Source organism: Streptomyces sp. NPDC005202 (assembly GCF_040608235.1).
Lineage (GTDB): Bacteria > Actinomycetota > Actinomycetes > Streptomycetales > Streptomycetaceae > Streptomyces.
In genome coordinates, this window is the sequence record NZ_JBEXHW010000016.1 from 65,754 (window position 1) to 91,303 (window position 25,550).

Consider the following 25,550-nt stretch of genomic DNA (forward strand, 5'->3'; position numbering starts at 1 on the left):
AGCAGGGTCACCCTCCGTCGGACTCCTCGGCCAGGACCCGCTGGGCCACCGCGAACGCCGAGTTCGCCGCCGGAACCCCGCAGTACACGGCGGTCTGCAGCAGCACCGCGCCGATCTCCTCGGGGGTCAGCCCGTTGCGGCGCGCCGCCCGCACGTGCATGGCCAGTTCGTCGAGGTGCCCGTGCGCGACCAGCGCCGTCAGGGTGATCATGCTGCGCTCGCGGCGGCTGAGGGTGGGATCGGTCCAGATCTCGCCCCAGGCGTAGCGGGAGATGAAGTCCTGGAAACGGGCGGTGAAGGGGGTCTGCCGGGCCTGCGCACGGTCGACGTGCGCGTCGCCGAGCACCGCGCGCCGCACCTCCATGCCCCGCCTGGCGCCTCCGGCCGCTGTGCCGAAGTGCGCCCGCAGCGCGGTGAGGACGGCCTCGGGGCACTGCGCGGGCGCCAGGTGCGAGGCGCCGGGAATCTCGACCAGAGCGGCGCCCGGCACCGCGTCCGCGATCTGACGGAGATGCGCGGGCGGGGTGGCCGGATCCTCGCGGCCCGCGACCAGGAGCGTGGGCACACCGATCTCGGGCAGCCGGTCGCGCAGGTCGAAGGCGGCCAGCGCATCACAGCAGGCGGCGTACGCCCCCGGGTCGGCCTCCCGGTGGTCCCGGATCAGCTTCGGCACGGTGAAATCGCCGGCGAACCACCGCGCATTGGCGCTTTCGACGAGCCACTCCAGCCCTTCCCGCCGGACCCGCTCGGCCCGCTCCTGCCACGGCCCCGGGCCGTTGAAGTGGGCCGACGAGCAGATCACCGCCAGGGACGCGACGCGCTGCGGGTGGTGCACGGCGAGATGCAGACCCACCGCACCGCCCAGCGACACCCCCGCATACGCGAACCGCTCGATGCCGAGCGAGTCGGCGAGCGCGAGCACCAGCCCGGCGAGGTCGCCGACTCTCGCGCCGGGACCGATGAGGTCCGCCGCCGAGCCGCCGTGCCCGGGCAGGTCCCAGCGGACCACCCGGTGGGTGATCGACAGCTCGGGTGCCACCTTGTCCCACAGGGCGTACGACGTGCCGAGCGACGGCCCGAGCAGCAGCGGGGGAGCGGAAGCGGGCCCTTCGAGGCGGTGGTTGAGGAGTTTCTCGGTCAACGTCGCTCCAGAGCACGGTCAATGAGGGCTCCGGCGGAGCCGGTGTAGTGGGCGGGGTCGGTGAGCTCGCCGAGGTCGACGTCCTTCAACGCGGGCTCCTCGGCGAGGAGTTCGCCGAGGCTGCGCCGTTCGGCGTAGCTGCGCCGGGCGAGCTTCGTGAGCAGTTCCTTGGCGCGGGCGCGGCCGAGCACGGGGGTGAGCTCGGCGGACAGCCGCTCGGAGACGATCAACCCGTGGGTCAGGTCGAGGTGGTCCCGCATCGCATCCGCGTCGACTTGCAGGCCTTCGGCCAGCTCCGCCGCATCGCGGGCCGCGCCGCCGACCAGCCGGAGCAGCTCGCGCAGCGGCTCCCACTCGGCGTGCCAGGCACCGGCCGGCCGCTCGTCCTCGGCCGCCACGGCCCCGTACAGCGTGGCCGCGAGCTGCGGAGCGCGCCGGGCCGTGGCCGCGATCAGGGTGGACCGTACGGGGTTCGCCTTGTGCGGCATGGCCGACGAACCGCCCCCGCTGCCCTCCGCGAGTTCGGCGATCTCCGTGCGGGCGAGGGTGAGCACGTCCGCGGCGATCTTGCCCAGTGCTCCGGCCGTGAAGGCGAGGCATCCGGCGAGATCGGCGACCGGGGTACGGAGCGTGTGCCAGGGCAGCGGCGGCGCTTGCAGGCCGAGTTCACGGGCGTACGCCGCCGGGAGCGCCGTCGCGTCCTCGGCGCCGTACGCGGAGAAGGCCGCCAAGGTCCCTGACGCGCCCCCGAGTTGCGCGGGCAGCGTGTCCCGTACGTGCGTGATGCGGTCCCGCGCGTCCAGCACCAGTGACCGCCAGCCGACCGCCTTCAGGCCGAACGTCGTCGGTACGGCGTGTTGGGTGAGCGTCCGCCCCGGCATCACGGTGTCGCGGTGCTCGGCCGCCAGCCGGGCCAGCGCCCGCTCGGTGCGGGCCAGGTCGGCGAGGACCAGGTCCAGGGTGCGCACGGCGACCAGCATCGTCGCGGTGTCCATGATGTCCTGGCTGGTCGCGCCCCGGTGGACGTAGGGGCCGTACTCCTCGCCGACCGCCTTGGTCAGGTCCGCGACCAGGGGGATGACGGGGTTGCCGCCGCCGCGGGCGCGCTCGGCGAGGGAGCGCACATCGAAGCGGTCGGCGTCGGCCGCCTCGGTCACCGCCGTCGCCGCCTCGGCCGGGGCGAGCCCCAGCGAGGCCTGCGCGCGGGTGAGGGCGGCCTCCGCGTCGAGCAGCGCCCGCAGATATGCGGTGTCGCTCGTCGCGGACGCGGCGGGGGAGCCCGCCCAGCCGGGGGCGAGCAGACCGGCGTCGAGGCCGGCGGGTGCGGGGCCGTCAGGTGGTGTCACCGGAACTCCAGAAAGACCGTCTCGCCTTCGCCCTGGAGGCGGATGTCGAAACGGTATGCGCCGCCTGACTCCTCCGCGGCGATCAGCGTGCCGCGTCGCTCTGCGTCCAGCCGCGCCAGCAGCGGGTCCGCGGCGAGCGCCGCCTCGTCGCCCGGCAGGTAGATCCGGGTGAACAGGTGCACGAGCAGCCCGCGCGCGAACACGCACACGCTGATGTAGGGGGCGCTCCGCCCGCGCGCGCCGGGCCGCAGCGTCCGCGCGTACCAGTGGCCGTCGGCGTCGGTCTGGATGCGGCCGAAACCGGTGAACTCCACGCCGTTGCGGCCGAGGAACCCGCCGGAGGCCGGGTCGCGCCGCATCGAGCCGTCGGCCGTCGGCAGGTTGCCGTCCGGGTCCGGCCCCCACAGCTCCAGCAGGGCGTCGGGCAGGGGACGGCCCTCGCCGTCGTACACGTACCCGTGCACGGTGATCGTGTCCGGGTGGCCGAGCGGCGCGATCTCCTCGCCGCCGCGGAAGGGGAGCGCGTATCCGTAGAAGGGGCCGACCGTGTGCGACGGGGTGGGCAGCACGTTCTCCGGCCTGCTCGTGTCGATCTTCGTCATGGCAGGTCAGCGTCCTTCCTCGAGCCAGGTGGCGTGCGGGCCGTCCAGCACGATGTCCCAGTGGTAGCCGAGCGAGAACTCCGGCACGGACAGGCTGTGGTCGTAGGTGGCGACCAGGCGCTGCCGGGCGGCGTCGTCCGTCACGGACTGAAGGATCGGGTCGTACGGGAAGAGCGGGTCGTTCGGAAAGTACATCTGCGTCACGAGCCGCTGTGTGAACGCCGTGCCGAAGACCGAGAAGTGGATGTGCGCCGGACGCCAGGCGTTGACGTGGTTGCGCCACGGGTACGGGCCCGGCTGGATGGTGGTGAAGCGGTAGAAGCCGTCGGCGTCCGTCAGGGTGCGCCCGACACCGGTGAAGTTCGGGTCCAGCGGGGCGTCGTGCTGCTCCCGCTGGTGCGCGTAGCGCCCGGCGGAGTTGGCCTGCCAGATCTCGATGAGCTGGCCGCGCACCGGGCGCCCGTCGCGGTCCAGCAGCCGGCCGGAGACGGTGATGCGCTCGCCGATCGGCTCCCCGGTGTGCTGCCGGGTGAGGTCGTTGTCGATCTCGGTGATGTCCCGCTCGCCGAAGGCGGGGGAGGACAGCTCCACCAGCTCCGGGTCCTTGGTGACGTCGATGGGGACCAGCGGCTGCTTGGGGTGGCGCAGTACGGAGGAGCGGTAGGGGGCGTAGTCGCGGCGCGGGTGGTGCTCGACGGGGGCGCCGTCGGCGACCCGTTTGTCGTAAGCGGCGTGTTCGGCCGCGATCTCCTGGTCGATGTCGTGCTGAGTGAGAGCCATGGGGTTTCCTAGCGTTCGAGGACGAGGGCGAGGCCCTGGCCCACGCCGATGCAGAGCGTGGCGACGCCAATTCCGCCGCCCTTGCGGGCGAGCTGGTGGGCGACCGTGCCCGCGAGACGGGCTCCGGAGGCGCCGAGCGGGTGGCCGAGAGCGATGGCGCCGCCCTGCGGGTTGAGGATCGCGGGGTCGAACTCGGGCCATTCGGCGAGGCAGCCGAGGACCTGGGCGGCGAAGGCCTCGTTGAGTTCGAGGACGTCCAGGTCGTCGAAGGTCTTGCCGGCTTTGGCGAGGGCGCGGCCCACGGCTTCGACGGGGGCGAGCCCGAAGTAGTGGGGGTCGGTCGCGGAGACGCCGGTGGCGCGGACGCGGGCGAGCGGTTCCCGGCCGGTGGCCTTCAGCCCCTCCTCGTCGGTCAGGAGCAGGGCGGCGGCGCCGTCGTTGAGCGGGGAGGCATTGCCCGCGGTGACGGTGCCGTTCTCCTTGCGGAAGGACGGCTTGAGCCGGGCCATCGCCTGAAGGGACGCGTCCGGCCGTACGCATTCGTCGGCGGCGAGGACGACGGGGTCGCCCTTGCGCTGCGGAATGTTCACAGGGACGAGTTCGGCGTCGAACAGGCCCTCCGACCGGGCCTTGGCCGCCTTCCGGTGGCTGTGCAGGGCGAACTCGTCCTGCTGCTCGCGGGTGATCCTGTGCTTGTCGGCGATGAGTTCGGCGGACTCGCCCAGGGGGACGGTCCACTGCGGCGCCATCCTCGGGTTGACCATGCGCCAGCCCAGGGTGGTCGAGTACAGCTCGGTGTGGCCGGCCGGGAAGGGCTTGTCGCTCTTGGGCAGCACATAGGGGGCGCGGGTCATGGACTCCACCCCGCCCGCCACGGCGATGGAGGCATCGCCCACGGCGATGGCGCGGGCGGCCTGGACGACGGCCTCGAGGCCGGACGCGCACAGCCGGTTGACGGTCACGCCCGGCACGCAGGTCGGCAGGCCGGCCAGCAGGGCGGCCATGCGGCCGACGTTGCGGTTCTCCTCACCGGCGCCGTTGGCGTTGCCGAAGTAGACGTCATCGATCCGGGCCGGGTCCAGTCCGGGCGCGCGGCCGAGGAGTTCGCGGATCGCGTGGGCGGCCAGGTCGTCCGGGCGCACCGGTGCCAGGCCGCCGTTGTAGCGGCCGATGGGGGTGCGTACGGCGTCGACGATGTAGACGTCCCTCATGACGCGGCCTCCTGCGGAACGCGCACGTCGGCGGCGGTCTTCGCCACGATCTCGGCGGCCGTCACCCCGGGCGCCGTCTCCACCAGCACCAGGCCGTCGGCGGTGACGTCCAGCACGCCCAGGTCGGTGATGATCCGGTGCACGCACCCCTTGCCGGTCAGCGGCAGCGTGCACTCGGTCAGGATCTTCGGCGAGCCGTCCTTGGCGGTGTGGGTCATCACGACGATGACAGTGCGCGCGCCGTGCACCAGGTCCATCGCCCCGCCGATCCCGGTGACGAGCTTGCCCGGGATGGCCCAGTTGGCCAGGTCGCCGGTCTGCGACACCTGCATGGCGCCCAGCACGGCGACGTCGATGTGCCCGCCGCGGATCATGGCGAAGGACAGCGCCGAGTCGAAGAAGGAGGCGCCGGGCAGGACCGTCACGGTCTCCTTGCCGGCGTTGATCAGATCGGGGTCGACCTGGTCCTCCGTCGGGTACGGGCCGGTGCCGAGGATGCCGTTCTCGCTCTCCAGCACCACCTCCACCCCCTCGGGGAGGTAGTTGGGGATCAGCGTGGGCAGGCCGATGCCGAGATTGACGTACTGGCCGTCCTTCAGCTCACGCGCGGCGCGGGCGGCCATCTGTTCGCGGGTCCAGGCCATCAGTTGCTCACCGTTCGCTTCTCGATCTGCTTGTCGGCGGCCTGCTCCGGGGTGAGCGCCACCACCCGCTGCACGAAGATCCCCGGCAGATGCACTGCGTCCGGGTCGATCTCGCCGGGCTCGACCAGTTCCTCCACCTCGGCGACCGTGATCCGCCCCGCCATCGCGGCCAGCGGGTTGAAATTGCGGGAGGACTTGGTGAAGACCAGGTTCCCGTGCCGGTCGCCCTTCGCCGCCCGCACCAGAGCGAAGTCGGTGCGGATGCCGCGCTCCAGCACGTACTCCACTCCGTCGAACTCCCGCACCTCCTTCGGCGGCGAGGCCAGCGCGATGCCCCCCTGCCCGTCGTAGCGCCACGGCAGCCCGCCCTCGGCGACCTGCGTGCCCACCCCCGCGGGGGTGTAGAAGGCGGGGATGCCGGCGCCGCCGGCGCGCAGCCGCTCGGCCAGCGTGCCCTGCGGGATCATCTCCACTTCCAGCTCCCCGGCCAGGTACTGGCGGGCGAACTCCTTGTTCGCGCCGATGTAGGAGCCGGTCACCCGGGCGATTCGTCCGGCCGATAGCAGCACGGCCAGGCCGGACTCCATCGCCCCGCAGTTGTTCGACACCACGCTCAGGGAGCCGACCCCGCGCTCGTACAGCGCCTGGATCAGCACGTTCGGCACACCGCTCAGCCCGAAACCGCCCACCGCCAGCGACGCGCCGTCCGGCACGTCGGCCACCGCCTCCACGGCCGTGGCGACCACCTTGTCCATCGGAGAAGCCCCATCTCTTCCGAGCCTCCAGCACCCCAATTAGTCAGGGCACTGAGTATTTCTGCGAGGTTTCCCTCACGCTGCCATCCGAGGCGCAGGCAGTCAAGACCCCAGCAAATACGGTGATCAGACCTCGATGTCGGGTCGGGCGAGGGGCGATTGAAGGCGGTATCGTTCAGTGCACCTACGAAATGTCACGGACGATACGACGGACTCACGCGAGGAGCGCACATGGGCGCGGTGGACCTCTCGACCCACCCCGGGCACCTGGCCCGGCGGCTCCAGCAGGCGCACTACCTGCTGTGGAACACGATGGTCTCCGAGGAGATCACCTCGCCGCAGTTCGCGGTCCTGAACGCGCTCGTCGCCGAGCCCGGGCTGGACCAGCGCACGGTGGGGGAGCGGGTGGGCCTCGACCGCTCCACCATCGCCGAGGTCATCAGCCGGCTCAGCCGCCGCGGCCTGCTCGACAAGGTGCGCGACCCGCAGGACGGCCGCCGCTTCCTGCTGCGGCTGACCGAGGAGGGGGAGCGGACCCACCGCAAGCTCACCGTGCGCACGGCCCGGATGAACCAGGTCTTCCTGGCGCCGCTCAGCGCCGAGGAGCAGACCCTCTTCTTCGACCTCATCCGGCGTGTCGCGGACGCGGCCGAGGGGCTTCGCAACCCGGCGGAACCCCTCGTCGCGCAGCCCTGATCACCGCTCCGACGTGAAGACCACCCAGACCTGGCCCCGCGCGAAGCCCACCGGCGTGCCGTCGGCGGTCGTGAACTGCGTGCCGGCCGCCGCCCGCGGGCGCTTCCAGGTGACGTCGTAGACCCGTCCGTCGCGCAGCACCTCCGCCTTCCCGGACCCCACGGTCTCGGTGTACGGCGTGTCATTGCCGAGCACGTCGTGGAGCCGGGACGTGCGCACCGTCACGTGCTGCACGACGACCGTCGGGGGCGTGAGCTGCTTCCCGTCGGTCGTGACGGTGGGCGTGCCGTCCATCGCCACCTGCCAGCCGTGCCGCCGCGCGGACCAGGTGAAGGTGAACCGGGCCGCCGGGTAGTGCACGGTGCGCGACGTCTCGGTCCGCCCGCCCGCGGGGGCCGGGCCGAAGCGGAAGCCGGTCGTCAGCGCGTCGGCTCCCGGTGCGGAGGCAAGGAGCCGGCGTGGGTGCAGGTAGAGGTTGTGCGGGGCGGTCCTGTCGCTGCCCCGGAAGTAGGCGGCGGACTTCTTGTCGGGCGGCTCCGCCGTCAGGGGCGCCGCGTCGATGAGCGGCAGTAGTTTGTGCTGCGCCCCGGAGAAGGCGAGCGTCGGCCGGTCGAACTGGCGCAGCAGCTCCAGATCGGACTCGCGCGCACTGCGCACCGGCCCGACGACCGAGGGCAGCGTCGTGGCGTACACGGCCATCAGCCGGCTCAGCCCGCCCTCCACCTGCTCCGCGTACACGACGTCCGCGGCGTTCAGACCCGTCTGGGGCCGGGCCGGCGCCACGTTGTCGATCTTTACGGCCAGCACGGGACCGGCGCGCCGTGGGCTCTGCGCCGGCGTCGGTGGCTGCTCCTGCGTCTGCCCCTGTCCGCCCCGCCCATCCTCGGCCTGGTCGTGCCGCGCCGTGCAGCCCGTCGCCAGGGAGCCCATCACCGCGGCAGCCAGCAGCGCCGCGGTCGTCACGGCGCGCCGCACGCGCGCTCTTCGTCCCATGCCCACCGTTCCCGCCCATTCCCGTCCCTGTGTGTTCATCGCTGGCCATCCCCGCTCGGTTCTGAACGGGCGCGTCCCGCTGCGCCGATCGGCCCGCGCGGCGGTTCGGCGAAGGAGGCCCGGGTACCCGGGCGCCGACAGATGCGACGCAGCGCGACGGAGGGAGCGCGACGCGATGAAGGCAGTGACGTGGCAGGGCAAGCGCGACGTGCGGGTGGAGGATGTACCCGATCCGAAGATCCAGGAGCCGACGGACGCCGTCATCCGGATCACCTCCACCGGCCTGTGCGGGTCCGATCTGCACCTGTACGAGGTGCTCACCCCGTTCATGACGCCGGGCGACATCCTCGGCCACGAGCCGATGGGCATCGTCGAGGAGGTGGGCCCGGAGGTGCCGAACCTGCGGCCGGGCGACCGAGTGGTGGTGCCGTTCCAGATCTCCTGCGGCCACTGCTTCATGTGCTCGGCCGGACTGCAGACGCAGTGCGAGACCACCCAGGTCACCAGCGAGGGCATGGGCGCCGCCCTGTTCGGCTACACCCGCCTGTACGGCGCGGTGCCGGGCGCCCAGGCCGAGTACCTGCGCGTCCCCCAGGCGCACTACGGCCCGATCAAGGTCCCCGAGGGCCCGCCCGACGACCGCTTCGTCTACCTCTCGGACGTGCTGCCCACCGCCTGGCAGGCCGTCGCCTACGCCGACGTGCCGCGCGGCGGCACCGTGGCCGTGCTCGGCCTCGGACCCATCGGGGACATGGCCTGCCGGATCGCCCAGGCACGCGGCGCCGGGCGGGTGTTCGGCGTGGACCTGGTCCCGGAGCGGCTGACCCGGGCGCGCCGGCGGGGCGTGCAGACGTACGACCTGCGGGACTTCGACAACGAGAAGGAACTGATCGCCGCGATCCGCGACGAGACGGAGGGGCGCGGCCCCGACGCCGTGATCGACGCGGTCGGCACCGAGGCGCACGGCAGCGTGGCCGCCCGCCTCGCCCAGCAGGCCTCCACGCTGCTGCCGCGCGCCCTCGGCGGACCGCTCGCCCAGCGCTTCAGCGTCGACCGGCTCGCCGCCCTCCACACCGCCATCGAACTGGTGCGCCGCGGCGGCACCCTCTCCCTGGCCGGCGTGTACGGCGGCACGGCCGACCCGGTGCCGATGCTCACCCTCTTCGACAAGCAGATCCAGATGCGGATGGGCCAGGCCAACGTGCGCCGCTGGAGCGACGACATCCTGCCGTACCTGAGGGACGAGGATCCGCTCGGCGTCGACGACTTCGCCACCCACCGGGTGCCGCTGTCGGACGCGCCGCACGCGTACGAGATGTTCCAGCGCAAGCAGGACGGCGCGGTCAAGGTGCTGATGACGCCCTGAGCCGACCCGGTGACGTCCTGAGCCGACCCGGTCGAGGCGAGTGGGTCAGACCTCGGAGCCGAAGATCTCCGCGAGGTCGTAGCGGACGGGCTCCTCCAGCTGGGCATACGTGCAGCTGTCCGGGGTGCGGTCCGGGCGCCAGCGGCGGAAACGGGCCGTGTGCCGGAAGCGCACCCCGTTCTCCATGTGGTCGTACGCCACCTCGGCCACCCGCTCCGGCCGTAGCGGCACCCAGGACAGGTCCTTCTTTCCCGACCAGCGGCTGGGCGCGCCGGGCAGCCGGGCCGACTCGTGGGCGGCCTCGTCCGACCAGGCCGCCCACGGGTGCCCGGCGACGTCGTCCATGCGCAGCGGCTCCAACTCCTCGACCAGCTCGGCGCGCCGCTTCATCGGGAACGCGGCCGACACGCCCACGTGCTGGAGGCTGCCCCCCTCGTCGTACAGGCCGAGCAGCAGCGAGCCGACGACGGGACCGCTCTTGTGGTAGCGGTAGCCGGCGACGACCACGTCCGCCGTGCGCTCGTGCTTGACCTTGAACATGGCGCGCTCGTCCTGGAGGTAGCGCAGGCCGAGCGGCTTGGCGACGACACCGTCGAGTCCCGCCCCCTCGTACTGCTCGAACCACTGCCGGGCCACGTCGATGTCGGTCGTCGCCGGGGTCACGTGGACGGGAGCCGTGACCCCGTCCAGCGCCCCGACCAGCAGCGCGCGCCGGTCGGACAGGGGCACGTCCAGCAGTGACTCGCCGTCCAGCGCGAGCAGGTCGAACGCCACGAAGGCGGACGGGGTCCTCTCGGCCAGCATCCGCACCCGGGAGTCCGCCGGGTGGATGCGCTCGGTCAGCGCGTCGAAGTCCAGCCGCCCCTCCCGGGCGATCACGATCTCCCCGTCCAGCACACAGCGCTCCGGCACCCGTTCCTTCAGCGCCGTCACCAGTTCCGGAAAGTACCTGGTCAGTGGCTTTCCCGTACGGCTGCCGAGCTCGACCTCGTCCCCGTCGCGGAACACGATCGCGCGGAACCCGTCCCACTTCGCCTCGTACTGCATGTTCGGCGGGATCCTCGCCACCGACTTGGCGAGCATCGGCTTCACGGGTGGCATCACCGGCAGATCCATGCTCCGATTCTGCTCGCACACGTCATGGTTCGCCCGGTGTGCGAGGTATGTGTGGCACGCCTACCGTGGCTCGCATGGGTGATGCGGTGGAGCTGGAGGTGGGCGGCCGGAGCGTGCGGCTGTCCAGCCCGGACAAGGTCTTCTTCCCGGAGCGGGGCTTCACCAAGTTGGACGTCGCCCGGTACTACCAGGCGGTCGCCCCCGGCATCCTGCGCGCCCTGCGCAACCGCCCCACCACCCTGGAGCGCCATCCGGACGGCGTCACGGGCGAGTGGTTCTACCAGAAGCGGGCGCCCAAGGGCATGCCCGACTGGATCCCGACCGCCCACATCACCTTCCCCAGCGGCCGCAGTGCCGACGAGATGTGCCCCACCGAGGAGGCCGCCGTGGTGTGGGCCGCCCAGTACGGCACGCTCACCTTCCACCCCTGGCCGGTGCGCCGCGACGACGTGGACCACCCCGACGAACTGCGCATCGACCTCGACCCGCAGCCCGGCACCGACTACGAGGACGCCGTCCGCGCCGCCCACGAACTGCGCGCCGTCCTGGAGGAGTTCGGCGGTCTGCGCGGCTGGCCCAAGACCTCCGGCGGCCGCGGACTCCACGTCTTCATGCCGATCGAACCCCGCTGGACCTTCACCCAGGTGCGGCGCGCCGCCATCGCGGTGGGGCGGGAGATGGAGCGCCGGATGCCCGATCAGGTGACGATCAAGTGGTGGAAGGAGGAACGCGGCCGCCGCATCTTCCTCGACTACAACCAGACCGCCCGGGACCGCACCATCGCCTCCGCCTACTCCGTACGCCCCCACCCGCACGCCCCGGTCTCGGCGCCGCTGCGCTGGGAGGAGGTGGGTGTCGCGCACCCCCGTGACTTCGACATCGCCACCATGCCGGCCCGCTTCGCCGAACTCGGCGACGTCCACGCCGACATGGACGACCACGCCTTCTCGCTCGGGGCGCTGCTGGAGCTGGCCGCGAAGGACGAGCGCGACCACGGCCTCGGCGACCTGCCCTACCCGCCCGAGTACCCGAAGATGCCGGGGGAGCCGAAGCGGGTGCAGCCGAGCAGGGCGAGGCAGGGGCGGGCGCCGCAGCCTCCGCCTCCGACCGCGCCTGCGACGACACCTCCGCCCGAGCCGGAGGCGTCCTAGGACTCCCGGTCTCGAACCTGCCCAGGATGCGACGGAACTCCCTCAGCAGATCCACGTCGGAGGCGACGTCGTAGCGCATGTTCCCTGGGGAGTTGTCGTTGGTGGCGGCGGGGCGAGGCCACTTCCGCGCGTATGTCCCAGCGACGCCCGGTCGACGTCGTCGATCCCCCTGAACACCTTGCCCTCCCCGTTGCCCGGTGGCGTGCGACCGCCACTGGTCACAGCATGCCGCACGCCACTGACAACGGATCATCCGGACACCGGACACCGGAGACGGAGCCGTCACAGCTCCTTGATCCGGATGTCCCGGTAGGAGATCACGTCCGTCGTGCTGTGCACCTGCAGCCCGATGTACCCGGAGGCGAACCGCCGCCCGTCCGTGCCCGGGTCGTCCGAGCGGGGCGGAGAGAAGTCCTGGCCGCCGATGTTGTCGAACTCGTTGATCAGCACGCCGTTGCGGTAGACCGAGTAGTGCTGGCCGACCACGCGGATCTCGTAGTCGTTCCACGTGCCCTTCTGGGTGACGCCGGCCCCGGCGAGCCCCACCCGGTCGAAGCCGTAGATCGAACCCGTCTTGTACATGTCGCCGTCGGGCCGGTCGAGCACCTGCACCTCGTGCCCGTACTTGATGGCGACCCACTCCGGCCGCGACTCCTCGGGGTGGTCGTGGACCCACGGGAACCGCACGAACACGCCTGAGTTGGCGTTGCCGGTGCCCGGAGCGTCGTCACGCCACTGGAGCTTCAGCGAGAAGTCGCCGTACTTGCGCTGCGGGAACCAGAGCATGCCCAGGCCCGCCTTCGTGGTGCCGCTGGTGATCGAACCATCGGGGTTCAGCGCGAACGAACCCCCGCCCACCTGCTCCCACTTGGCGAAGGAGGCCCCGCTGCCGTCGAGGATCGTGCGGTAGCCCTCGGTCTGGCCGGGCTTGCCGATGCCGGACTGGCGGGCGGCCTTCTGGATGGCCTTGTACTCCCGCTGGTCGACGACCCCTTCCTTCAGCAGCCTGTCCAGGACCGTCTTCACGTGCTTCAGGAACAGCGCCTGGGACGTCCACTCCTTCTCGTCCTCGATCAACTCGTTGATCCGGCACCGGTTGTCGGTGACCCGGTTCGGAACGCCCGAGTCGACCGTGCCGACGATCACCGTCAACCGTTCGTCGTACTCGGGGCAGTTGGGTGCCGGCACGCCGCCGCCCGCCACGACCGTGAAGCTCACCGTCCGCGGTTCGGAGGTGTTGCCCGCCTTGTCGCTCGCCCGGTACGCCACGGTGTGCGCGCCGACGCGGTCCACGACGACCGGCGCGGTGTACGCCAGGTAGGGGCCGCCGTCGAGCGAGTACTCGATGCCCGCGACGCCCGAACCGCCCTCGTCGGTAGCGCCCACGGTCACCTTGGCGCTGCCGACGTAGGCGCCGTCGGAGTTCCGCGTGCCGTCCACGGTCACGCCCGTCACCGGCGGCGTCGTGTCCTGCGCGGGCGGCGCGACGACGGTGAACTGGACGCTCTTCTCGGCCGACACGTTGCCCGCCTTGTCCGTGGCGCGGTAGCGCACGGTGTGGGCGCCGAGCTGGTGCACCATCACCGGGGCCGTGTACGGCTGCCAGACACCGGAGTCGACCGCGTACTCGATCGTGTTGACCCCGGAACCCGTGTCCGAGGCGGAGACGGTGACCGTCGCCATGTCGAGGTATGCGCCGTCGGCGTTCCGTTCACCGCTGACCGTCGCCGACGTCTCCGGCGGAGTCGTGTCGTCCGACGGCGGCGCGACGACGGTGAACTGGACGCTCTTCTCGGCGGAGACGTTGCCGGCCTTGTCGGTGGCCCGGTAGCGGACCTCGTGGCTGCCGACCTGGTCGATCACTACGGGGGTGGAGTACGGCAGCCAGGTGTCCGTTGCGTCGACGGAATACTGTATGCGGTCGACTCCGGACCCTCCGGTGTCGCTCGCGTTGATCGTCACGCTCGCCGAACCGACGTACTCGCCCTGCGCGTTGCGCGTGCCGTCCACGCTTGCCGACGTCTCCGGCGCCGTCGTGTCCGAGCCGCCGCCCTCGGTCACCACCAGGACGCCCTGCATCTGACCGTGGCCGGGGATGGTGCAGTGGTAGAAGTAGCGGCCCGGGGTGAGCGTGACCTCGGCGGTGTGGCGGCCGCCCTGGTCGTCGTTCGGGTTGGCGAGGATGTTGAGCTGGACGTCGTTGTTGTACTCGGGGTCGGACGTCTCGAAGGTCAGCGTGTGCGGCATTCCCATGGTGTTGCCGGTCGCCGCGCTGTTCTCGAAGACGATGGTCGCCGGACCTGCCACGGCCGTCGTCGGCGCCGAGGCGTACTTGGTGATGTCGTCGCCGGCAGTCCAGGTGAGCACCTGCGCGGCGGCCGTCCGGGCAGGAGGATCGGTCTGTCCGGCGGCGGACGTCGTCTGCAGCCCCAGCACCATCAGCAGGGCGGCCAACAGCGCCGTCCAGATTCTTCGTTGACGCAGTTGACGTATCACTGTGCCCCCCTCGCCAGCTGGTCGGCGGCCGGTGTGGGTCCGCCGCCCGTGTAGGTCACGCGCCACAGCGCCGACTTGGAGTCCGAGGTGAAGAAACCGCGGCCGTAGTCGAGGACGTACAGCGCCCCGTCGGGACCGAACTTCCAGTCCATGAGGTTCTTGATGCCGTCGTTGCCGACCGGCACGATCTTCTTCAGCGACTCCGAGTGCACCGGAAGTCCGCCGTCACCCTGCGTCCTGGGGTCCATGAGCACGGCGTTGCGCGGCTGGTCGGCGTCGTAGAAGTCGCCCACGAACCACTTGCCGTCCCAGTACGAGGGCCACTTGACGTCGCTCGTGCTCGACGCGTCGTAGCGGTACACCGGCCCGTTCATCGCCGCCTGTCCGCCGCCCTTGAGCCACGGCAGCCGGTAGGTGGCCTCCTCCTTCTTGTAGGAGGGGACGCCGCTTGCGTCGCGCGGATAGTCCGGTGCCCCGCCCTGCGGCGAGTACCAGATGTTGTTGCCGGTGACCGGCGGGAGGTTGACCAGACCGTCGTTGTTCGGGGACTCGTTCTTCGGGTGGTCGCAGTCGTACCAGCCCAGCGGCTTCGACGGATCCGGCAGGTTGCGGTCCCGGTAGGGCTGCTTGTTGCCCATGCAGTACGGCCAGCCCCGGTTGCTCGCCTTGGTGATCACGGCGAAGGTGTCGTACTTGGCCGGCCCCCAGGTCGGGGACGGCTCGCTCGCGTCCGGGCCGACCCAGCCCGCGTACAGGGTGTCGGTCCTCTTGTCGACGAAGATGCGGGCCGGGTTGCGGACCCCCATCACGTAGATCTCGCCGCGCGTCTTGCCGCCGCCCTCGTCGGTCTCCTTGCCGGTGAAGAGGTTGCCGTCGGGGAGCGTGTACGTCCCGTCGGGCTCCGGGTGGATGCGCAGGATCTTGCCGTTGAGGTTGTTGGTGTTGCCGGCGGTGCGGCGGGCGTCGGCGAAGGAGACACCCTTGTAGTTGGGCTGCGGGTTGTTGCCCGAGTAACCGCCGCTGAAGCCGCTGGAGTTGTTGTCGCCGGTGGCGATGTACAGGTTGCCCTTGGAGTCCCAGGTCATCCCGCCGCCCGCGTGGCAGCAGCTGTGCACCTGCACCGGCCACTTGAGCAGCACCTTCTCGCTGCTCAGGTCGAGCTTGTTCGTGGCGAGGTCGAGCGTGAAGCGGGAGACGCGCCGCTCGGCCATCTGCGTGTCGCGGTTGAGCTGGGAGTGGGGCGTGTAGTGCAGGTACACCCAGCCGTTCTGCTCGAAGTGCGGGTCGATCTCGATGCCGAGGAGGCCTTCCTCGACCTTGGTGAGCTCGTCGCCGCCGCCCTTGTTGCCGAAGACCGTCAACTCGCCCGCGAGCGTGACCTTCTTGGTCTTCGGGTCGTAGACGTGGATCTGTCCCACGCCCTTGCCGACGTCCGGGTTGTTCCAGTCGGTGACGACGGGCTGGGAGGCGTCGGCGCCGCCGCGGCCGATGTAGAGGACGCGGCCGTCGGGGGCGGTGACCAGGCCGTGCGGTTCGCCGATCTGGTCGTTTTGGCCCGGCTGGTTGGGCTGGGTGAGACGTTCCGCCTTGTAGTTGGCGGTGATCGTGGCCTTGCAGTCGGCCTGCACCAGCCGGGTGGTCCACAGCAGGGCGCCGCGCAGGTGCGCACGGAAGTCCGTCTCGTCGTACGACGACACCGTGCCGCCCATGCCGGTGTAGAAGGAGCGGCCGCCGTCGTAGTCGCGGCACCAGCTGATCGGATGGTCCCAGCCGTTCGCGCTGGCCCCGGGCTGGTACGTCGACTCCCGCACCCGCGCCACGGTGTGCACCTCGCCGGACGGGTTCTTCACCCAGTTCGGCCACTGGTCGGGGCGCTTCCACTGCAGCGGCAGGTCTCTGGTCGCCGGGTGCTGCCGGTCGCCGACCTCGACGGTCGCGCGTTGTACGGCCGTCGGGCTGGAGTTGGCCGGTCGGGCGCCGATGAGTCCGGTGAACCAGTCCGAGTACGGCTCGGCGCGGGCCGCGTCATGGATGCCGACGAAACCGCCGCCCGCCTCCATGTAGGCCTCCAGGCCCGCCTCCTGCTCCGGGCCGAGGACGTCGCCGCCGCCGGTCAGGAACACGATCGCGTTGTAGCGGCCCAGTTTGGTGGCGTTGGTGAAGACCGAGGCGTCGTCGGTTGCCTCGACCTTGAAGCGCTCCTTCGCCGGTCCGGACAGGCCGATCTTCTCGATCGCCTCGATCCCGGCGTTCACCACCGGCGACTCGTCCCCGGCCGCGGCGGAACCGTAGAAGATCAGCACCCTTACGTTCGCGCCGCCCGGCGGCGACTTGATCGACATCGTTGTCAGGGACGGTTCCGGAGCTGGGCGCGCGCTCGCGGCGGGGCCCGAGAGCAGTCCCGCCGCGACGACCCCGACGGCGACGGTGGCCGCCCAGGCTCGTTTTCTCATGCTCAACGCTCTTAAGTGCATGGGTCCTTGATGCAGTGTGGACCGCATGTGGTCACCCACCCCTCGTCGGTCACAGCAAACGCCAAGGAAGCTAGACCTCTTTGCCTGACCCGCCAATAGGTATGACCGCAATGCAACGAACTTTGTCCTGACTGTGGATGAACGCGGGACGGACCGGTACCTTCGCGTGGTCCGAGTGACTTCCGTACCAGGGTGGGGAGTTCGGCATGGACAGACGCAGCTTCCATCGGCGCGTGCTGCTGGGCGGCGCGGCCGTCGCGACATCGTTGTCCCTGGCGCCGGAGGCGGTGGGTGCGGACACGCCGCCGCGCACCGCGCCGGCCGGGGGCGAGGTCAAGCACATCAGGCTGTATGCCGAGAAGCTCCCCGACGGGCAGATGGGCTACGGCTTCGAGAAGGGCAAGGCGACGATCCCCGGGCCGCTGATCGAGCTCAACGAGGGCGACACCCTGCACATCGAGTTCGAGAACACCATGGACGTGGCCGCGAGCCTGCACGTCCACGGCCTGGATTACGAGATCTCCAGCGACGGCACCAAGCTGAACAAGAGCGACGTCGAGCCCGGCGGCACCCGCACCTACACCTGGCGCACCCACGCCCCGGGTCGCCGCAAGGACGGCACCTGGCGGGCGGGCAGCGCGGGCTACTGGCACTACCACGACCACGTCGTGGGCACCGAGCACGGCACCGGGGGCATCCGCAAAGGGCTGTACGGACCGGTGATCGTCCGCCGCAAGGGCGACATCCTGCCGGACCGGACACACACCATCGTCTTCAACGACATGACCATCAACAACCGTCCGCCGCACACCGGTCCCGACTTCGAGGCCACGGTGGGCGACCGCGTCGAGTTCGTGATGATCACGCACGGCGAGTACTACCACACCTTCCACCTGCACGGTCACCGCTGGGCCGACAACCGCACCGGCCTGTTGACCGGCCCCGACGACCCCAGCCAGGTGATCGACAACAAGATCGTCGGCCCGGCGGACTCCTTCGGCTTCCAGGTGATCGCGGGGGAGGGCGTCGGGGCGGGGGCATGGATGTACCACTGCCATGTACAGAGTCACTCCGACATGGGAATGGTGGGGCTGTTCCTGGTGAAGAAGCCGGACGGGACGATCCCGGGTTACGAACCGCACGAGCACTGACGGATCATGGGCGGGTGACCCTTCTGCTCACACGCGGTGACCTGGAAGCCGTACGGGAGCCCGCCGCCTGCCTGGACGCCCTGCGCGAAGGCTTCCGCCGTGCGGGCGAGGCGGCGGTCGCGGGACAGCGGGTGCGCACCGACCTGCCGTTCCCCGGCACCGCCACCACCCTGATCCCCGGTGTGCTGCCCGGCATCGAGGCCTACACGGTCAAGGTGAACGCCAAGTTCCCGGGCGCGCGGCCCGCCCTGCGTGGGGTGATCTGCCTGCACAGCGGCACGGACGGCGAACTGCTCGCCCTGCTGGACTCGGCCACGGTGACCGCGTGGCGCACCGGACTGGCCGCCGCGCTGGGCACGCAGGTCCTGGCCGGGTCGGCGCACGGTGCGGTGCTCGGGGTGATCGGCGCGGGGGCGCAGGCCGAGCTGATGGTGCGGGGGCTGGCCGTCCTGCGCGGTCACGGGGAACTCACCGGCTTCCTCGTGCACGACACGGCTTCCGACCGCGCTGCCGCGTTCGCGGCCCGGCACGGTGGCCGGGTGCTGACCGCCGCGACGGATGTGGCCGCGGCGGCCGACGTCGTCCTGCTGGCGACGTGGTCACGAGCGCCGCTGCTGCGCCTTGCGGACACCCGGGAGGGCCAGCACTTCACCAGCCTGGGCGCCGACGAACCCGGCAAGCGGGAACTGGCCGCCGATCTGCTGCGATCGGCTCTGCTGGTGGTCGACGACCGCCAACTGGCCGCGGATATGGGTGCGTTGGCGACTGCCGACCTCTCCGCGCAGGCCGCCGACGCCACCCTCGGTGAGGTGCTGCGCGGCGAACACCCGGGCCGGACCAGCGCCTCGGCCCGGTCCGTCCGACCGGGATGCGGCCGGCACGAACCCGCCGTCCGGCAGGGCTTCGAGTCGGCGGCAGCGCGGGAGCACCGTACTGAGATGCGTTTCGGAGGGCGAGCCGTCCTCGACGGTGACCACCAGCGCGTCGTACGGCTCAGTGCGCCGCCGGTCCGGCTCCTGCTCGGTGAGGAGCCAGTGCGCCCGGCCGTACACGTCGACCGTGCTGTGTGCGATGTGCAGATCGCGATACGTGCGCGGCAGCCGCGCGAAGGGCGCGAGCCGCGTCTCGGCGGGCCTACTCGGCATGGGCCTTTCTCGTCGTCATGGGGCGATCCTCACCGACGGCCCACCTGGGACGCAACGTGATTTCCCGGCGGCGAGAGCGCTCTCTCGGTCATGTCCGGCGCGGGGCTATCCTGATCCGCAACCGCCGGTGAGGAGTCCCGAAGTGACCGAGACAGCGTCGCGTCCCACGTTGGAGGCCGTGGCCGCGCGGGCGGGGGTGTCCCGGGCCACCGTGTCCCGTGTGGTCAACGGCGCGGACGGAGTGAGGGAGCCCCTCGTCGAGCGGGTCCGGCGGGCCGTGGAGGAGCTCGGGTACGTACCCAACCAGGCCGCCCGCAGCCTGGTGACGAAGCGGCACGACGCCGTCGCCGTGGTCATCGCCGAGCCGGAGACCCGCGTCTTCGCCGACCCCTTTTTCGCACTGCAACTGCGCGGCATCAGCAAGGAGTTGACGGCCCATGACTCGCAGCTCGTACTGCTGCTGACGGAGGGCCGCGACGACCATGCCCGGGTCGGGCGCTACCTCGCCGGCGGCCACGTCGACGGCGCGCTCGTCTTCTCGCTGCACCTCGACGACCCGCTGCCCGGGCTGATCCAGCGCGCCGGGGTGCCGACCGTGTTCGGCGGACGGCCCGGCTGGAGCGACGGCACGCCCGGCGTGGTGTACGTCGACAGCGACAACCGGGGCGGAGCCCGCGAGGCCGTACGGCACCTCGCCGGCCTCGGCCGCACCCGGATCGGGCACATCACCGGCGCCCTCGACCAGACGTCCGCGGTGGACCGGCTCGACGGCTTCCGGGACGTCATGGTCGACGCCGATCCCCGGCTGATCGTGGAGAGCGACTTCACCCCCGCCGGTGGTGAGCGCGCGATGCGCGAACTCCTCGACCGCTGCCCCGACCTGGACGCCGTGTTCGCCGCCAACGACCTCACCGCCTCGGGCGCCCTGCGCGTACTGCGCGAACGGGGGCTGCGGGTGCCCGACGACGTCGCCGTGGTCGGCTTCGACGACATGCTGCCCGTCGCCGAGCAGACCGACCCACCGCTGACGACGGTCCGTCAGGACATCGAGGAGATGGGTCGGCTGATGGCCCGCCTCCTGCTGCGCGGCCTCGACCGGCGCGGCACCGACGAGGGCGTGGCAGGCGTACCGTCCAGTGTCATCCTGCCGACGACGCTGGTACGGCGCGCCTCCGCGTAAACCGGTGCCGCTCCGCCCTCGCTCCCCTCACGACTGCTGCGGTGCGCTCTTGATCACCGCGAAGCGGGCCCCGTACGGGTCGGCGAGCTTGGCGATGCGACCCACGCCCTCGATGTCGGTGGCGGGCATGCGGACCCTGCCGCCGAGCTCCTGGGCCCTGGCGACCGTGGCGTCCGCGTCCGTGACCTCGAAGTACGGCAGCCAGTACGGGCCGGCCTCCGCCTCGGTCGGGTCGTCGGCGAGCGGCACGATACCGCCGAACATGGCGTCCTCCCCGCCCTCCGCGGGGTTGACACAGGTGTACGTGCCGCCCGGGAAGGGAACCGCCGAGGTCTCGAGCCCCAGCACCTTGTTGTAGAACGCGGCGGCCGCGGCGATGTCCGGCGTGTACAGCTCCACCCAGCACAGCGAGCCGGGGTCGCCGGCCACGTCCACGCCCTTGGTCCGCCCCGGCTGCCAGATGCCGAACGGCACGCCCGCCTGGTCGGCGAGGATCGCCATGTGGCCCTGGCCCATCACGTCCATGGGCTGGACGAGCACGCTGCCGTGCGCCTGCTCGGCGGCCTTGGCGGTGGCCTCCGCGTCGGCGCTCTGGAAGTACACGGTCCAGGAGGGCGGCCCCTGCTCCGCGGTGGTCTGCATACCGCCGGCGACGGTCTTGCCGTCCAACTGGAAGAAGCCGTAGCCGCCGGCCTCGGGTCCCGCCGACTGGAACTGCCAGTCGAAGAGACCGCCGTAGAAGGAGCGGGCGCCGTCGATGTCGGACGTGCCGACGTCGATCCAGTTCGGGGCGCCGTTGACGAAACGGGTGGTGAGCATCCTTGCCCTCCTTCGAAAGGGTCCCGCTGTCTGCACTGCCGAGTCTTGCACCGCCCACTGACAATCGCTGCCGCAGCGCGGCGGGGGCCGGAGCGACGGTCGTCGCCGCGGCCGGGGTCGGAGCGACGGTTGTCGTCACCCTCGGTGACCGTCAGGGCCGGCCTTGTTTCACCTTCTTCCGCTTCTTCCGCGCGCCGCCGTGCGTGGGCGCAGCGCGCGGGGCGATCATCGGGTTGGCCGCAGGCGGCCCCGGGGCGCCGCGTTGATTCCGCGTTGATGATTCCGCGTTGATGATTCCGCGTTGATTCCGCGTTGATCGAACGTTTTTCGCCGCCCGGCACGATCGCGCTCATGCACATCGACACGATCACCCCGGCCGACACCGCCTGGCATGCTCAGGCCCTGTGCGCGCAGACCGGGGCGGACTTCTTCTTTCCCGAGCCGGGCAGCTCGGTGCGCGAGGCGAAGCGCATCTGCGGCATGTGCGAGATGCGCTCGGCCTGCCTGGAGTACGCGCTGGAGAACGACGAGCGGTTCGGCGTGTGGGGCGGCCTGTCCGAGAAGGAGAGGCTGGCGCTGAGGCGGGCGACGCGCTGAGCGGCAGGGCGAGGGCGGTCGGTAAACCGGTACGACCCCTTCGCCGGTGTGCGGTTAGGATCCGGGTGCGCACCCGGGTAGCGCAGAGGCAGGCGCGCTCGCCTTGCTCAGGCGAAGGACACCGGTTCGAATCCGGTCCCCGGGCTGCGTCCTGGCCCCGTAGAGCAGAGGCAGACTCGCCGCCCTCTCAAGGCGGATACGCCGGTTCGAATCCGGTCGGGGCCCACTGCACGGCACGGGCACACACGGGGCGGACGGTATGGGCGACGGCGGCGGCATCGATGAGGAGGAGCTGGCCGCCTTCCACCGCACGGTCGGCAAACTGCGGGCGCTGCCCGTCGACGACCCGGTGCGGCTGCGGGCCGAACAGGTCGCGGCGTCCTTCGCGCGCGACGGGCGGCTGCGGCGTCGCAAGGCCCGCGGGGCCGCGGTGACGGCCGCCGACGCCGCGGCGATGGCGGCGACCGCGACCGGCGCGACGGACCGGCGCGAGGACGCGCCGCTGACCGCCCCCGGCACCGGAGGCGTCTTCCGCCGGCCGCGCAGTTGCTATGTCTGCAAGACGCCCTATCGACAGGTCGACTCCTTCTACCACCGGCTGTGCCCCGACTGCGCCGCCGACAACACCTCCCGGCGCGCCCTCAGCACCGATCTGAGCGGGCGTCGCGTGCTCCTCACCGGCGGCCGGGTGAAGATCGGCTTCCAGCTCGCACTGATGATGCTGCGGGACGGCGCGGAGGTCATGGTGACCAGCCGCTTCCCGCACGACACCGTGCGGCGCTTCCGCGCCGAGCCGAGCAGCGGGAAGTGGCTGGACCGGCTGACCGTCCTTGCCGTCGACCTGCGCGATCCGCGCCAAGTGCTGGGACTGTGCGAGGAGTTGCGGCAGGAGGGCGAGCCGCTGGACATCCTGGTCAACAACGCCGCGCAGACCGTGCGACGACCGCCCGAGTCCTACGCGCTGCTGGCCGCGGGGGAGTACGACGCGCTGCCCGAGGGGGCACGGCGGGCGCCGGGCTTCACGCCGATGCGGATGCTTCAGGGCGGCACCGCGGCCCTACCGGTGGTGTTGCGCGAGGCCGACGAGGCCGGGCTGCTGCCCGACCCGTCCCCGGAGAACTCCTGGTCGGCGCAGCTCGGCGCCCTCGACCCGGCAGAGGTCCTGGAGACCCAGCTCGTCAACGCGCTCGCCCCGGCACTGCTCTGCGACCGGCTGCTGCCGCTGCTGTTCGCCTCGCCGCACCCGCGGCGGTACGTGGTCAACGTGACGGCGGTCGAGGGCCGGTTCGCCGTGCGCAACAAGACGGCCGGCCATCCGCACACCAACATGGCCAAGGCCGCGCTCTACATGCTCACCCGCACCAGTGCCGCCGAACTCGCGGAACGGGGCGTGTACATGTGCGCGGTCGACACCGGTTGGATCACCGACGAGAACCCGGCGCCCAAGAAGGCGCGGATGGCCGATGCGGGGTTCCGCACGCCGCTGGACGTCGTGGACGGGGCGGCGCGCATCTACGACCCGATCGTGCGCGGCGAGGCCGGGGACCCCGTGTCCGGGGTGTTCCTCAAGGACTACCGGGAGGCGGAGTGGTGAGCGCGGACACCGGGGCAGCGGAAGGCGAGGTTTTGGCGACCGGCTCCGAGGGCGGGTCGCCGGCGCGGGCCGCGAGGCCGGCGGGCCCTCGGCGAGCGGCTTTCCGGGGAATTCCGCGGCGCCCGGATCCGCCAGCGCGCACATCCCGCCGCCGGCCGTCCCCGCCGACGTGGCGGCCGTACGCAGCGTGAACCGGACGGCAGCGCCGGGGGAGGCGGGCGAGTAACCCCAGGACCCCGGAGGGCCGCCCAGCGGGGCATGGGCCGGCTCGGCCGCGCTGGGCCGGAGTGGGCTCGGGGCGTGCCGCCTCAGCCGGTTCAGCCGCGCCGCATCCCGCCGAACACCTCCGTCCAGAACCGCTGCTGCTTCTCCGACGCCCCCACCAGATACGTCGCCCGCAGTTTCGCCGGCAGCAGGGCGACCAGGCGGGTCACCGCCGCACGGTCCTTCCTGAGCTGGGACAGCTCCGCGTTGGCGAGGATCTGGTGGACCACGTCGCTGTCGTTGCCGCCCTCGTCCGACTGTGCGGCGGCCCGGCGCAGCCGGGCCTCCCAGGCGTCGACGTCGCGGGCGAGCTCGCGCAGGCCCGTGACCGGGCGGCCCTTGAGACGGTCGATCAGGGCGGTGAGCGGCACGGGCGCGTACTCGCCGTCGCCGAGGTAGACCGTGCCCATCCCGGTAGCGGCTGCTCCCGGTCCGCCTCGGCCACTGCCTGCCAGTCCGAGTGCCCGAGCACCATCGTCGCCGCGGCCCGAGCCGCCCCCATGGTCCGGGACTCCCGCAGCGCGCCGACGAGACCGTGCTTCAGGAAGTGCCCGGGCACCGGCGGCTCCTCGACATGAGCGAGCATCTTCTCGTCCACCGGCAGGGCGTCCGTGCGCCCGCGCCCGAACGGCACGCCCCGCAGCACGGCACGCCGCATCGCGTCGTCGGCCGACCGGTGCCCCCACACCACGGCGTTGAGCTCCGGATCGTCCTCCTCGAGGATCCACAGCAGCACGGAGGCGGGCACCGCCGTCGTCCCCAGGACGGAGCAGAGGACGTGGCGGTTCTCCGCGACCGGCGCCGGTGCTCCGACGCGGTCCCGCACCCGCCGTGCGTCCGCGTCCTCGATCAGGCCCAGCAGGAAGCCGACCGCCCGCCCCGAGCCGCTGTTGTCATGCATGGCGGCATGATGCCCGAGGCCCGCGACGGCCCGCACCGGGAAATCGGCGGGCCGTACGAGCCCCGGGCGGGACGGATCAGGCGCCGGCCCGGGCCGCCATCCGAGCCTTCCGCGCCGCCAGCTTCTCGTCGAACTTCGCGGCCTCCGCGTCCAGGCCGCCCAGGAACAGGCCGAGTTCCTCCTGCGCCTGGCGTCCCTCGGGGCCGAGGCCGTCGATCTCCATGACCTTCAGGAAGCGGAGCACCGGCTGGAGCACGTCGTCGTGGTGGATGCGCAGGTTGTACACCTCGCCGATGGCCATCTGGGCCGCCGCCCGCTCGAAGCCCGGGATGCCGTGGCCCGGCATGCGGAAGTTCACCACCACGTCCCGCACCGCCTGCATCGTGAGGTCGGGGGCGATCTCGAAGGCCGCCTTGAGCAGGTTGCGGTAGAAGACCATGTGGAGGTTCTCGTCGGTCGCGATGCGCGCCAGCATGCGGTCGCAGACCGGGTCGCCGGACTGGTGGCCGGTGTTGCGGTGCGAGATGCGGGTGGCGAGCTCCTGGAAGGCGACGTAGGCGATCGAGTGCAGCATCGAGTGGCGGTTGTCGGACTCGAAGCCCTCGCTCATGTGCGCCATGCGGAACTGCTCCAGCTTGTCCGGGTCGACCGCACGCGAGGTGAGCAGGTAGTCGCGCATCACGATGCCGTGCCGGCCCTCCTCGGCCGTCCAGCGGTGCACCCAGGTGCCCCAGGCGCCGTCACGGCCGAAGAGCGTGGCGATCTCGTGGTGGTAGCTGGGGAGGTTGTCCTCGGTCAGCAGGTTGACGACGAGGGCGATACGACCGATCTCCGTGACCTTGGACTGCTCCTTGTCCCAGGCCTGGCCGTCCTCGAAGAAGCCGGGGAAGTTGCGGCCGTCGCTCCAGGGGACGTACTCGTGCGGCATCCAGTCCTTGGCGACTTTCAGATGCCGGTTCAGTTCCTTCTCGACCACTTCCTCCAGTGCGTACAACAGCCGTGCGTCGGAACAGGCAGACGGGCTGCCGAGGTGAGGGGAGGTGATCGTCACGGGGAACTCCAGGGGGACGAGCGACAAAGCGGAACGAACCGGTGAGCGATGCCGGAACCTACGGCATCGTAGGCTAC

The 25,550-nt window shown here is 71.5% G+C and carries 22 protein-coding genes, 2 tRNA genes and 1 pseudogene; 10 read left to right on the forward strand and 15 right to left on the reverse strand.

Going from position 1 to position 25,550, the window contains the following annotated elements; all coding sequences use genetic code 11:
* Positions 1 to 7: 7 nt before the first annotated feature.
* The 7 genes from pcaD to ABZV31_RS22725 are packed head-to-tail and all read right to left on the reverse strand — an operon-like array spanning position 8 to position 6,479.
* Positions 8 to 1,141, reverse strand: a complete 1,134-nt coding sequence (pcaD, locus tag ABZV31_RS22695; protein ID WP_355896717.1) for a 3-oxoadipate enol-lactonase — start codon at positions 1,139 to 1,141, stop codon at positions 8 to 10.
* Positions 1,138 to 2,487 carry a 3-carboxy-cis,cis-muconate cycloisomerase gene (pcaB, locus tag ABZV31_RS22700; protein ID WP_355896720.1) on the reverse strand — a complete coding sequence of 450 codons (1,350 nt, stop codon included), beginning with the start codon at positions 2,485 to 2,487 and terminating at the stop codon, positions 1,138 to 1,140. The genes pcaD and pcaB overlap by 4 nt, the downstream gene beginning before the upstream one ends.
* On the reverse strand, positions 2,484 to 3,089 hold the full coding sequence (gene pcaG, locus ABZV31_RS22705; protein WP_355896723.1) for a protocatechuate 3,4-dioxygenase subunit alpha: 606 nt from the start codon (positions 3,087 to 3,089) through the stop codon (positions 2,484 to 2,486). Before pcaG ends, pcaB begins: the two co-directional genes overlap by 4 nt.
* A 6-nt stretch (positions 3,090 to 3,095) precedes the next feature.
* Positions 3,096 to 3,869 carry a protocatechuate 3,4-dioxygenase subunit beta gene (gene pcaH, locus ABZV31_RS22710; protein ID WP_355896724.1) on the reverse strand — a complete coding sequence of 258 codons (774 nt, stop codon included), beginning with the start codon at positions 3,867 to 3,869 and terminating at the stop codon, positions 3,096 to 3,098.
* A gap of 8 nt (positions 3,870 to 3,877) precedes the next feature.
* Positions 3,878 to 5,080 (reverse strand): thiolase family protein, encoded by a 1,203-nt coding sequence (locus ABZV31_RS22715; RefSeq protein WP_355896727.1) that lies wholly within the window; start codon positions 5,078 to 5,080, stop codon positions 3,878 to 3,880.
* Positions 5,077 to 5,724, reverse strand: coding sequence for a CoA transferase subunit B (locus tag ABZV31_RS22720; protein WP_355896730.1), 648 nt, complete (start codon positions 5,722 to 5,724; stop codon positions 5,077 to 5,079). Before ABZV31_RS22720 ends, ABZV31_RS22715 begins: the two co-directional genes overlap by 4 nt.
* Complete coding sequence (locus tag ABZV31_RS22725; RefSeq protein WP_355896733.1) at positions 5,724 to 6,479, reverse strand: CoA transferase subunit A; 756 nt, start codon at positions 6,477 to 6,479, stop codon at positions 5,724 to 5,726. Before ABZV31_RS22725 ends, ABZV31_RS22720 begins: the two co-directional genes overlap by 1 nt.
* A 231-nt stretch (positions 6,480 to 6,710) precedes the next feature.
* Between ABZV31_RS22725 and ABZV31_RS22730 the strand changes: the two genes are divergently transcribed.
* Complete coding sequence (locus tag ABZV31_RS22730; protein WP_355896736.1) at positions 6,711 to 7,175, forward strand: MarR family transcriptional regulator; 465 nt, start codon at positions 6,711 to 6,713, stop codon at positions 7,173 to 7,175.
* Here the strand turns inward: ABZV31_RS22730 and ABZV31_RS22735 are convergent, their stop codons facing one another.
* Positions 7,176 to 8,168 (reverse strand): DUF3048 domain-containing protein, encoded by a 993-nt coding sequence (locus tag ABZV31_RS22735; RefSeq protein ID WP_355896739.1) that lies wholly within the window; start codon positions 8,166 to 8,168, stop codon positions 7,176 to 7,178.
* 175 nt (positions 8,169 to 8,343) lie between these two features.
* Between ABZV31_RS22735 and ABZV31_RS22740 the strand changes: the two genes are divergently transcribed.
* Positions 8,344 to 9,534 carry a zinc-dependent alcohol dehydrogenase gene (locus ABZV31_RS22740; protein ID WP_355896742.1) on the forward strand — a complete coding sequence of 397 codons (1,191 nt, stop codon included), beginning with the start codon at positions 8,344 to 8,346 and terminating at the stop codon, positions 9,532 to 9,534.
* 45 nt (positions 9,535 to 9,579) lie between these two features.
* Here ABZV31_RS22740 and ABZV31_RS22745 read toward each other — a convergent pair whose 3' ends face one another.
* Positions 9,580 to 10,650, reverse strand: a complete 1,071-nt coding sequence (locus ABZV31_RS22745) for an ATP-dependent DNA ligase (RefSeq protein WP_355896745.1) — start codon at positions 10,648 to 10,650, stop codon at positions 9,580 to 9,582.
* 74 nt (positions 10,651 to 10,724) lie between these two features.
* On the opposite strand from ABZV31_RS22745, the gene ligD reads away from it, so the two are divergent.
* A complete protein-coding gene (gene ligD / locus ABZV31_RS22750; protein WP_355896747.1) occupies positions 10,725 to 11,801 on the forward strand; it encodes a non-homologous end-joining DNA ligase in 1,077 nt (358 codons plus the stop codon).
* A 282-nt stretch (positions 11,802 to 12,083) separates the two neighbouring features.
* Here the strand turns inward: ligD and ABZV31_RS22755 are convergent, their stop codons facing one another.
* A complete protein-coding gene (locus ABZV31_RS22755) occupies positions 12,084 to 14,240 on the reverse strand; it encodes a family 16 glycoside hydrolase (protein WP_355896903.1) in 2,157 nt (718 codons plus the stop codon).
* Positions 14,241 to 14,293: 53 nt separating this feature from the next.
* Positions 14,294 to 16,771: a ThuA domain-containing protein gene (locus ABZV31_RS22760; RefSeq protein ID WP_355896748.1), complete on the reverse strand. Its 2,478-nt coding sequence runs from the start codon at positions 16,769 to 16,771 to the stop codon at positions 14,294 to 14,296.
* Between the two features lie 206 nt (positions 16,772 to 16,977).
* Between ABZV31_RS22760 and ABZV31_RS22765 the strand changes: the two genes are divergently transcribed.
* From ABZV31_RS22765 to ABZV31_RS22775, 3 genes and pseudogenes are all read left to right on the forward strand, one after another.
* Positions 16,978 to 17,922, forward strand: coding sequence for a multicopper oxidase domain-containing protein (locus ABZV31_RS22765; protein ID WP_355896751.1), 945 nt, complete (start codon positions 16,978 to 16,980; stop codon positions 17,920 to 17,922).
* Positions 17,923 to 17,936: 14 nt separating this feature from the next.
* Positions 17,937 to 18,782: pseudogene (locus ABZV31_RS22770) on the forward strand (ornithine cyclodeaminase family protein); the annotation flags it as partial.
* A gap of 427 nt (positions 18,783 to 19,209) precedes the next feature.
* A complete protein-coding gene (locus tag ABZV31_RS22775) occupies positions 19,210 to 20,247 on the forward strand; it encodes a LacI family DNA-binding transcriptional regulator (protein WP_355896754.1) in 1,038 nt (345 codons plus the stop codon).
* 27 nt (positions 20,248 to 20,274) lie between these two features.
* On the opposite strand, the gene ABZV31_RS22780 is transcribed toward ABZV31_RS22775, so the two are convergent.
* Positions 20,275 to 21,066, reverse strand: coding sequence for a VOC family protein (locus ABZV31_RS22780; RefSeq protein ID WP_355896756.1), 792 nt, complete (start codon positions 21,064 to 21,066; stop codon positions 20,275 to 20,277).
* A 351-nt stretch (positions 21,067 to 21,417) separates the two neighbouring features.
* On the opposite strand from ABZV31_RS22780, the gene ABZV31_RS22785 reads away from it, so the two are divergent.
* From ABZV31_RS22785 to ABZV31_RS22800, 4 genes are all read left to right on the forward strand, one after another.
* The gene (locus tag ABZV31_RS22785; RefSeq protein ID WP_355896759.1) at positions 21,418 to 21,663 is read left to right on the forward strand and encodes a WhiB family transcriptional regulator; all 246 of its coding nucleotides are present in this window, start codon (positions 21,418 to 21,420) and stop codon (positions 21,661 to 21,663) included.
* A gap of 72 nt (positions 21,664 to 21,735) precedes the next feature.
* Positions 21,736 to 21,809 (forward strand) — tRNA-Ser (locus ABZV31_RS22790).
* A 7-nt stretch (positions 21,810 to 21,816) separates the two neighbouring features.
* Positions 21,817 to 21,888 (forward strand) — tRNA-Glu (locus ABZV31_RS22795).
* A gap of 34 nt (positions 21,889 to 21,922) precedes the next feature.
* On the forward strand, positions 21,923 to 23,257 hold the full coding sequence (locus tag ABZV31_RS22800; protein ID WP_355896762.1) for an SDR family oxidoreductase: 1,335 nt from the start codon (positions 21,923 to 21,925) through the stop codon (positions 23,255 to 23,257).
* A gap of 317 nt (positions 23,258 to 23,574) precedes the next feature.
* Here the strand turns inward: ABZV31_RS22800 and ABZV31_RS22805 are convergent, their stop codons facing one another.
* The 3 genes from ABZV31_RS22805 to ABZV31_RS22815 all read right to left on the reverse strand — a co-directional run bounded on the left by ABZV31_RS22805 (position 23,575) and on the right by ABZV31_RS22815 (position 25,473).
* Positions 23,575 to 23,931, reverse strand: coding sequence for a hypothetical protein (locus tag ABZV31_RS22805; protein ID WP_355896765.1), 357 nt, complete (start codon positions 23,929 to 23,931; stop codon positions 23,575 to 23,577).
* Positions 23,874 to 24,422, reverse strand: a complete 549-nt coding sequence (locus ABZV31_RS22810; RefSeq protein WP_355896768.1) for a hypothetical protein — start codon at positions 24,420 to 24,422, stop codon at positions 23,874 to 23,876. Before ABZV31_RS22810 ends, ABZV31_RS22805 begins: the two co-directional genes overlap by 58 nt.
* A gap of 76 nt (positions 24,423 to 24,498) precedes the next feature.
* Complete coding sequence (locus tag ABZV31_RS22815; RefSeq protein ID WP_355896771.1) at positions 24,499 to 25,473, reverse strand: acyl-ACP desaturase; 975 nt, start codon at positions 25,471 to 25,473, stop codon at positions 24,499 to 24,501.
* Positions 25,474 to 25,550 lie beyond the last annotated feature (77 nt).

Bases quoted from the DNA above. Each gene is read 5' to 3' on its own strand.
- pcaG (WP_355896723.1), bottom strand. From the start codon at position 3,089: ATGACGAAGATCGACACGAGCAGGCCGGAGAACGTGCTGCCCACCCCG.
- pcaH (WP_355896724.1), bottom strand. From the start codon at position 3,869: ATGGCTCTCACTCAGCACGACATCGACCAGGAGATCGCGGCCGAACAC.
- ABZV31_RS22715 (WP_355896727.1), bottom strand. From the start codon at position 5,080: ATGAGGGACGTCTACATCGTCGACGCCGTACGCACCCCCATCGGCCGC.
- ABZV31_RS22720 (WP_355896730.1), bottom strand. From the start codon at position 5,724: ATGGCCTGGACCCGCGAACAGATGGCCGCCCGCGCCGCGCGTGAGCTG.
- ABZV31_RS22725 (WP_355896733.1), bottom strand. From the start codon at position 6,479: ATGGACAAGGTGGTCGCCACGGCCGTGGAGGCGGTGGCCGACGTGCCG.
- ABZV31_RS22730 (WP_355896736.1), top strand. From the start codon at position 6,711: ATGGGCGCGGTGGACCTCTCGACCCACCCCGGGCACCTGGCCCGGCGG.
- ABZV31_RS22735 (WP_355896739.1), bottom strand. From the start codon at position 8,168: ATGGGACGAAGAGCGCGCGTGCGGCGCGCCGTGACGACCGCGGCGCTG.
- ABZV31_RS22740 (WP_355896742.1), top strand. From the start codon at position 8,344: ATGAAGGCAGTGACGTGGCAGGGCAAGCGCGACGTGCGGGTGGAGGAT.
- ABZV31_RS22745 (WP_355896745.1), bottom strand. From the start codon at position 10,650: ATGGATCTGCCGGTGATGCCACCCGTGAAGCCGATGCTCGCCAAGTCG.
- ligD (WP_355896747.1), top strand. From the start codon at position 10,725: ATGGGTGATGCGGTGGAGCTGGAGGTGGGCGGCCGGAGCGTGCGGCTG.
- ABZV31_RS22755 (WP_355896903.1), bottom strand. From the start codon at position 14,240: ATGGTGCTGGGGCTGCAGACGACGTCCGCCGCCGGACAGACCGATCCT.
- ABZV31_RS22760 (WP_355896748.1), bottom strand. From the start codon at position 16,771: ATGCACTTAAGAGCGTTGAGCATGAGAAAACGAGCCTGGGCGGCCACC.
- ABZV31_RS22765 (WP_355896751.1), top strand. From the start codon at position 16,978: ATGGACAGACGCAGCTTCCATCGGCGCGTGCTGCTGGGCGGCGCGGCC.
- ABZV31_RS22780 (WP_355896756.1), bottom strand. From the start codon at position 21,066: ATGCTCACCACCCGTTTCGTCAACGGCGCCCCGAACTGGATCGACGTC.
- ABZV31_RS22785 (WP_355896759.1), top strand. From the start codon at position 21,418: ATGCACATCGACACGATCACCCCGGCCGACACCGCCTGGCATGCTCAG.
- ABZV31_RS22800 (WP_355896762.1), top strand. From the start codon at position 21,923: ATGGGCGACGGCGGCGGCATCGATGAGGAGGAGCTGGCCGCCTTCCAC.
- ABZV31_RS22805 (WP_355896765.1), bottom strand. From the start codon at position 23,931: ATGGGCACGGTCTACCTCGGCGACGGCGAGTACGCGCCCGTGCCGCTC.
- ABZV31_RS22810 (WP_355896768.1), bottom strand. From the start codon at position 24,422: ATGCATGACAACAGCGGCTCGGGGCGGGCGGTCGGCTTCCTGCTGGGC.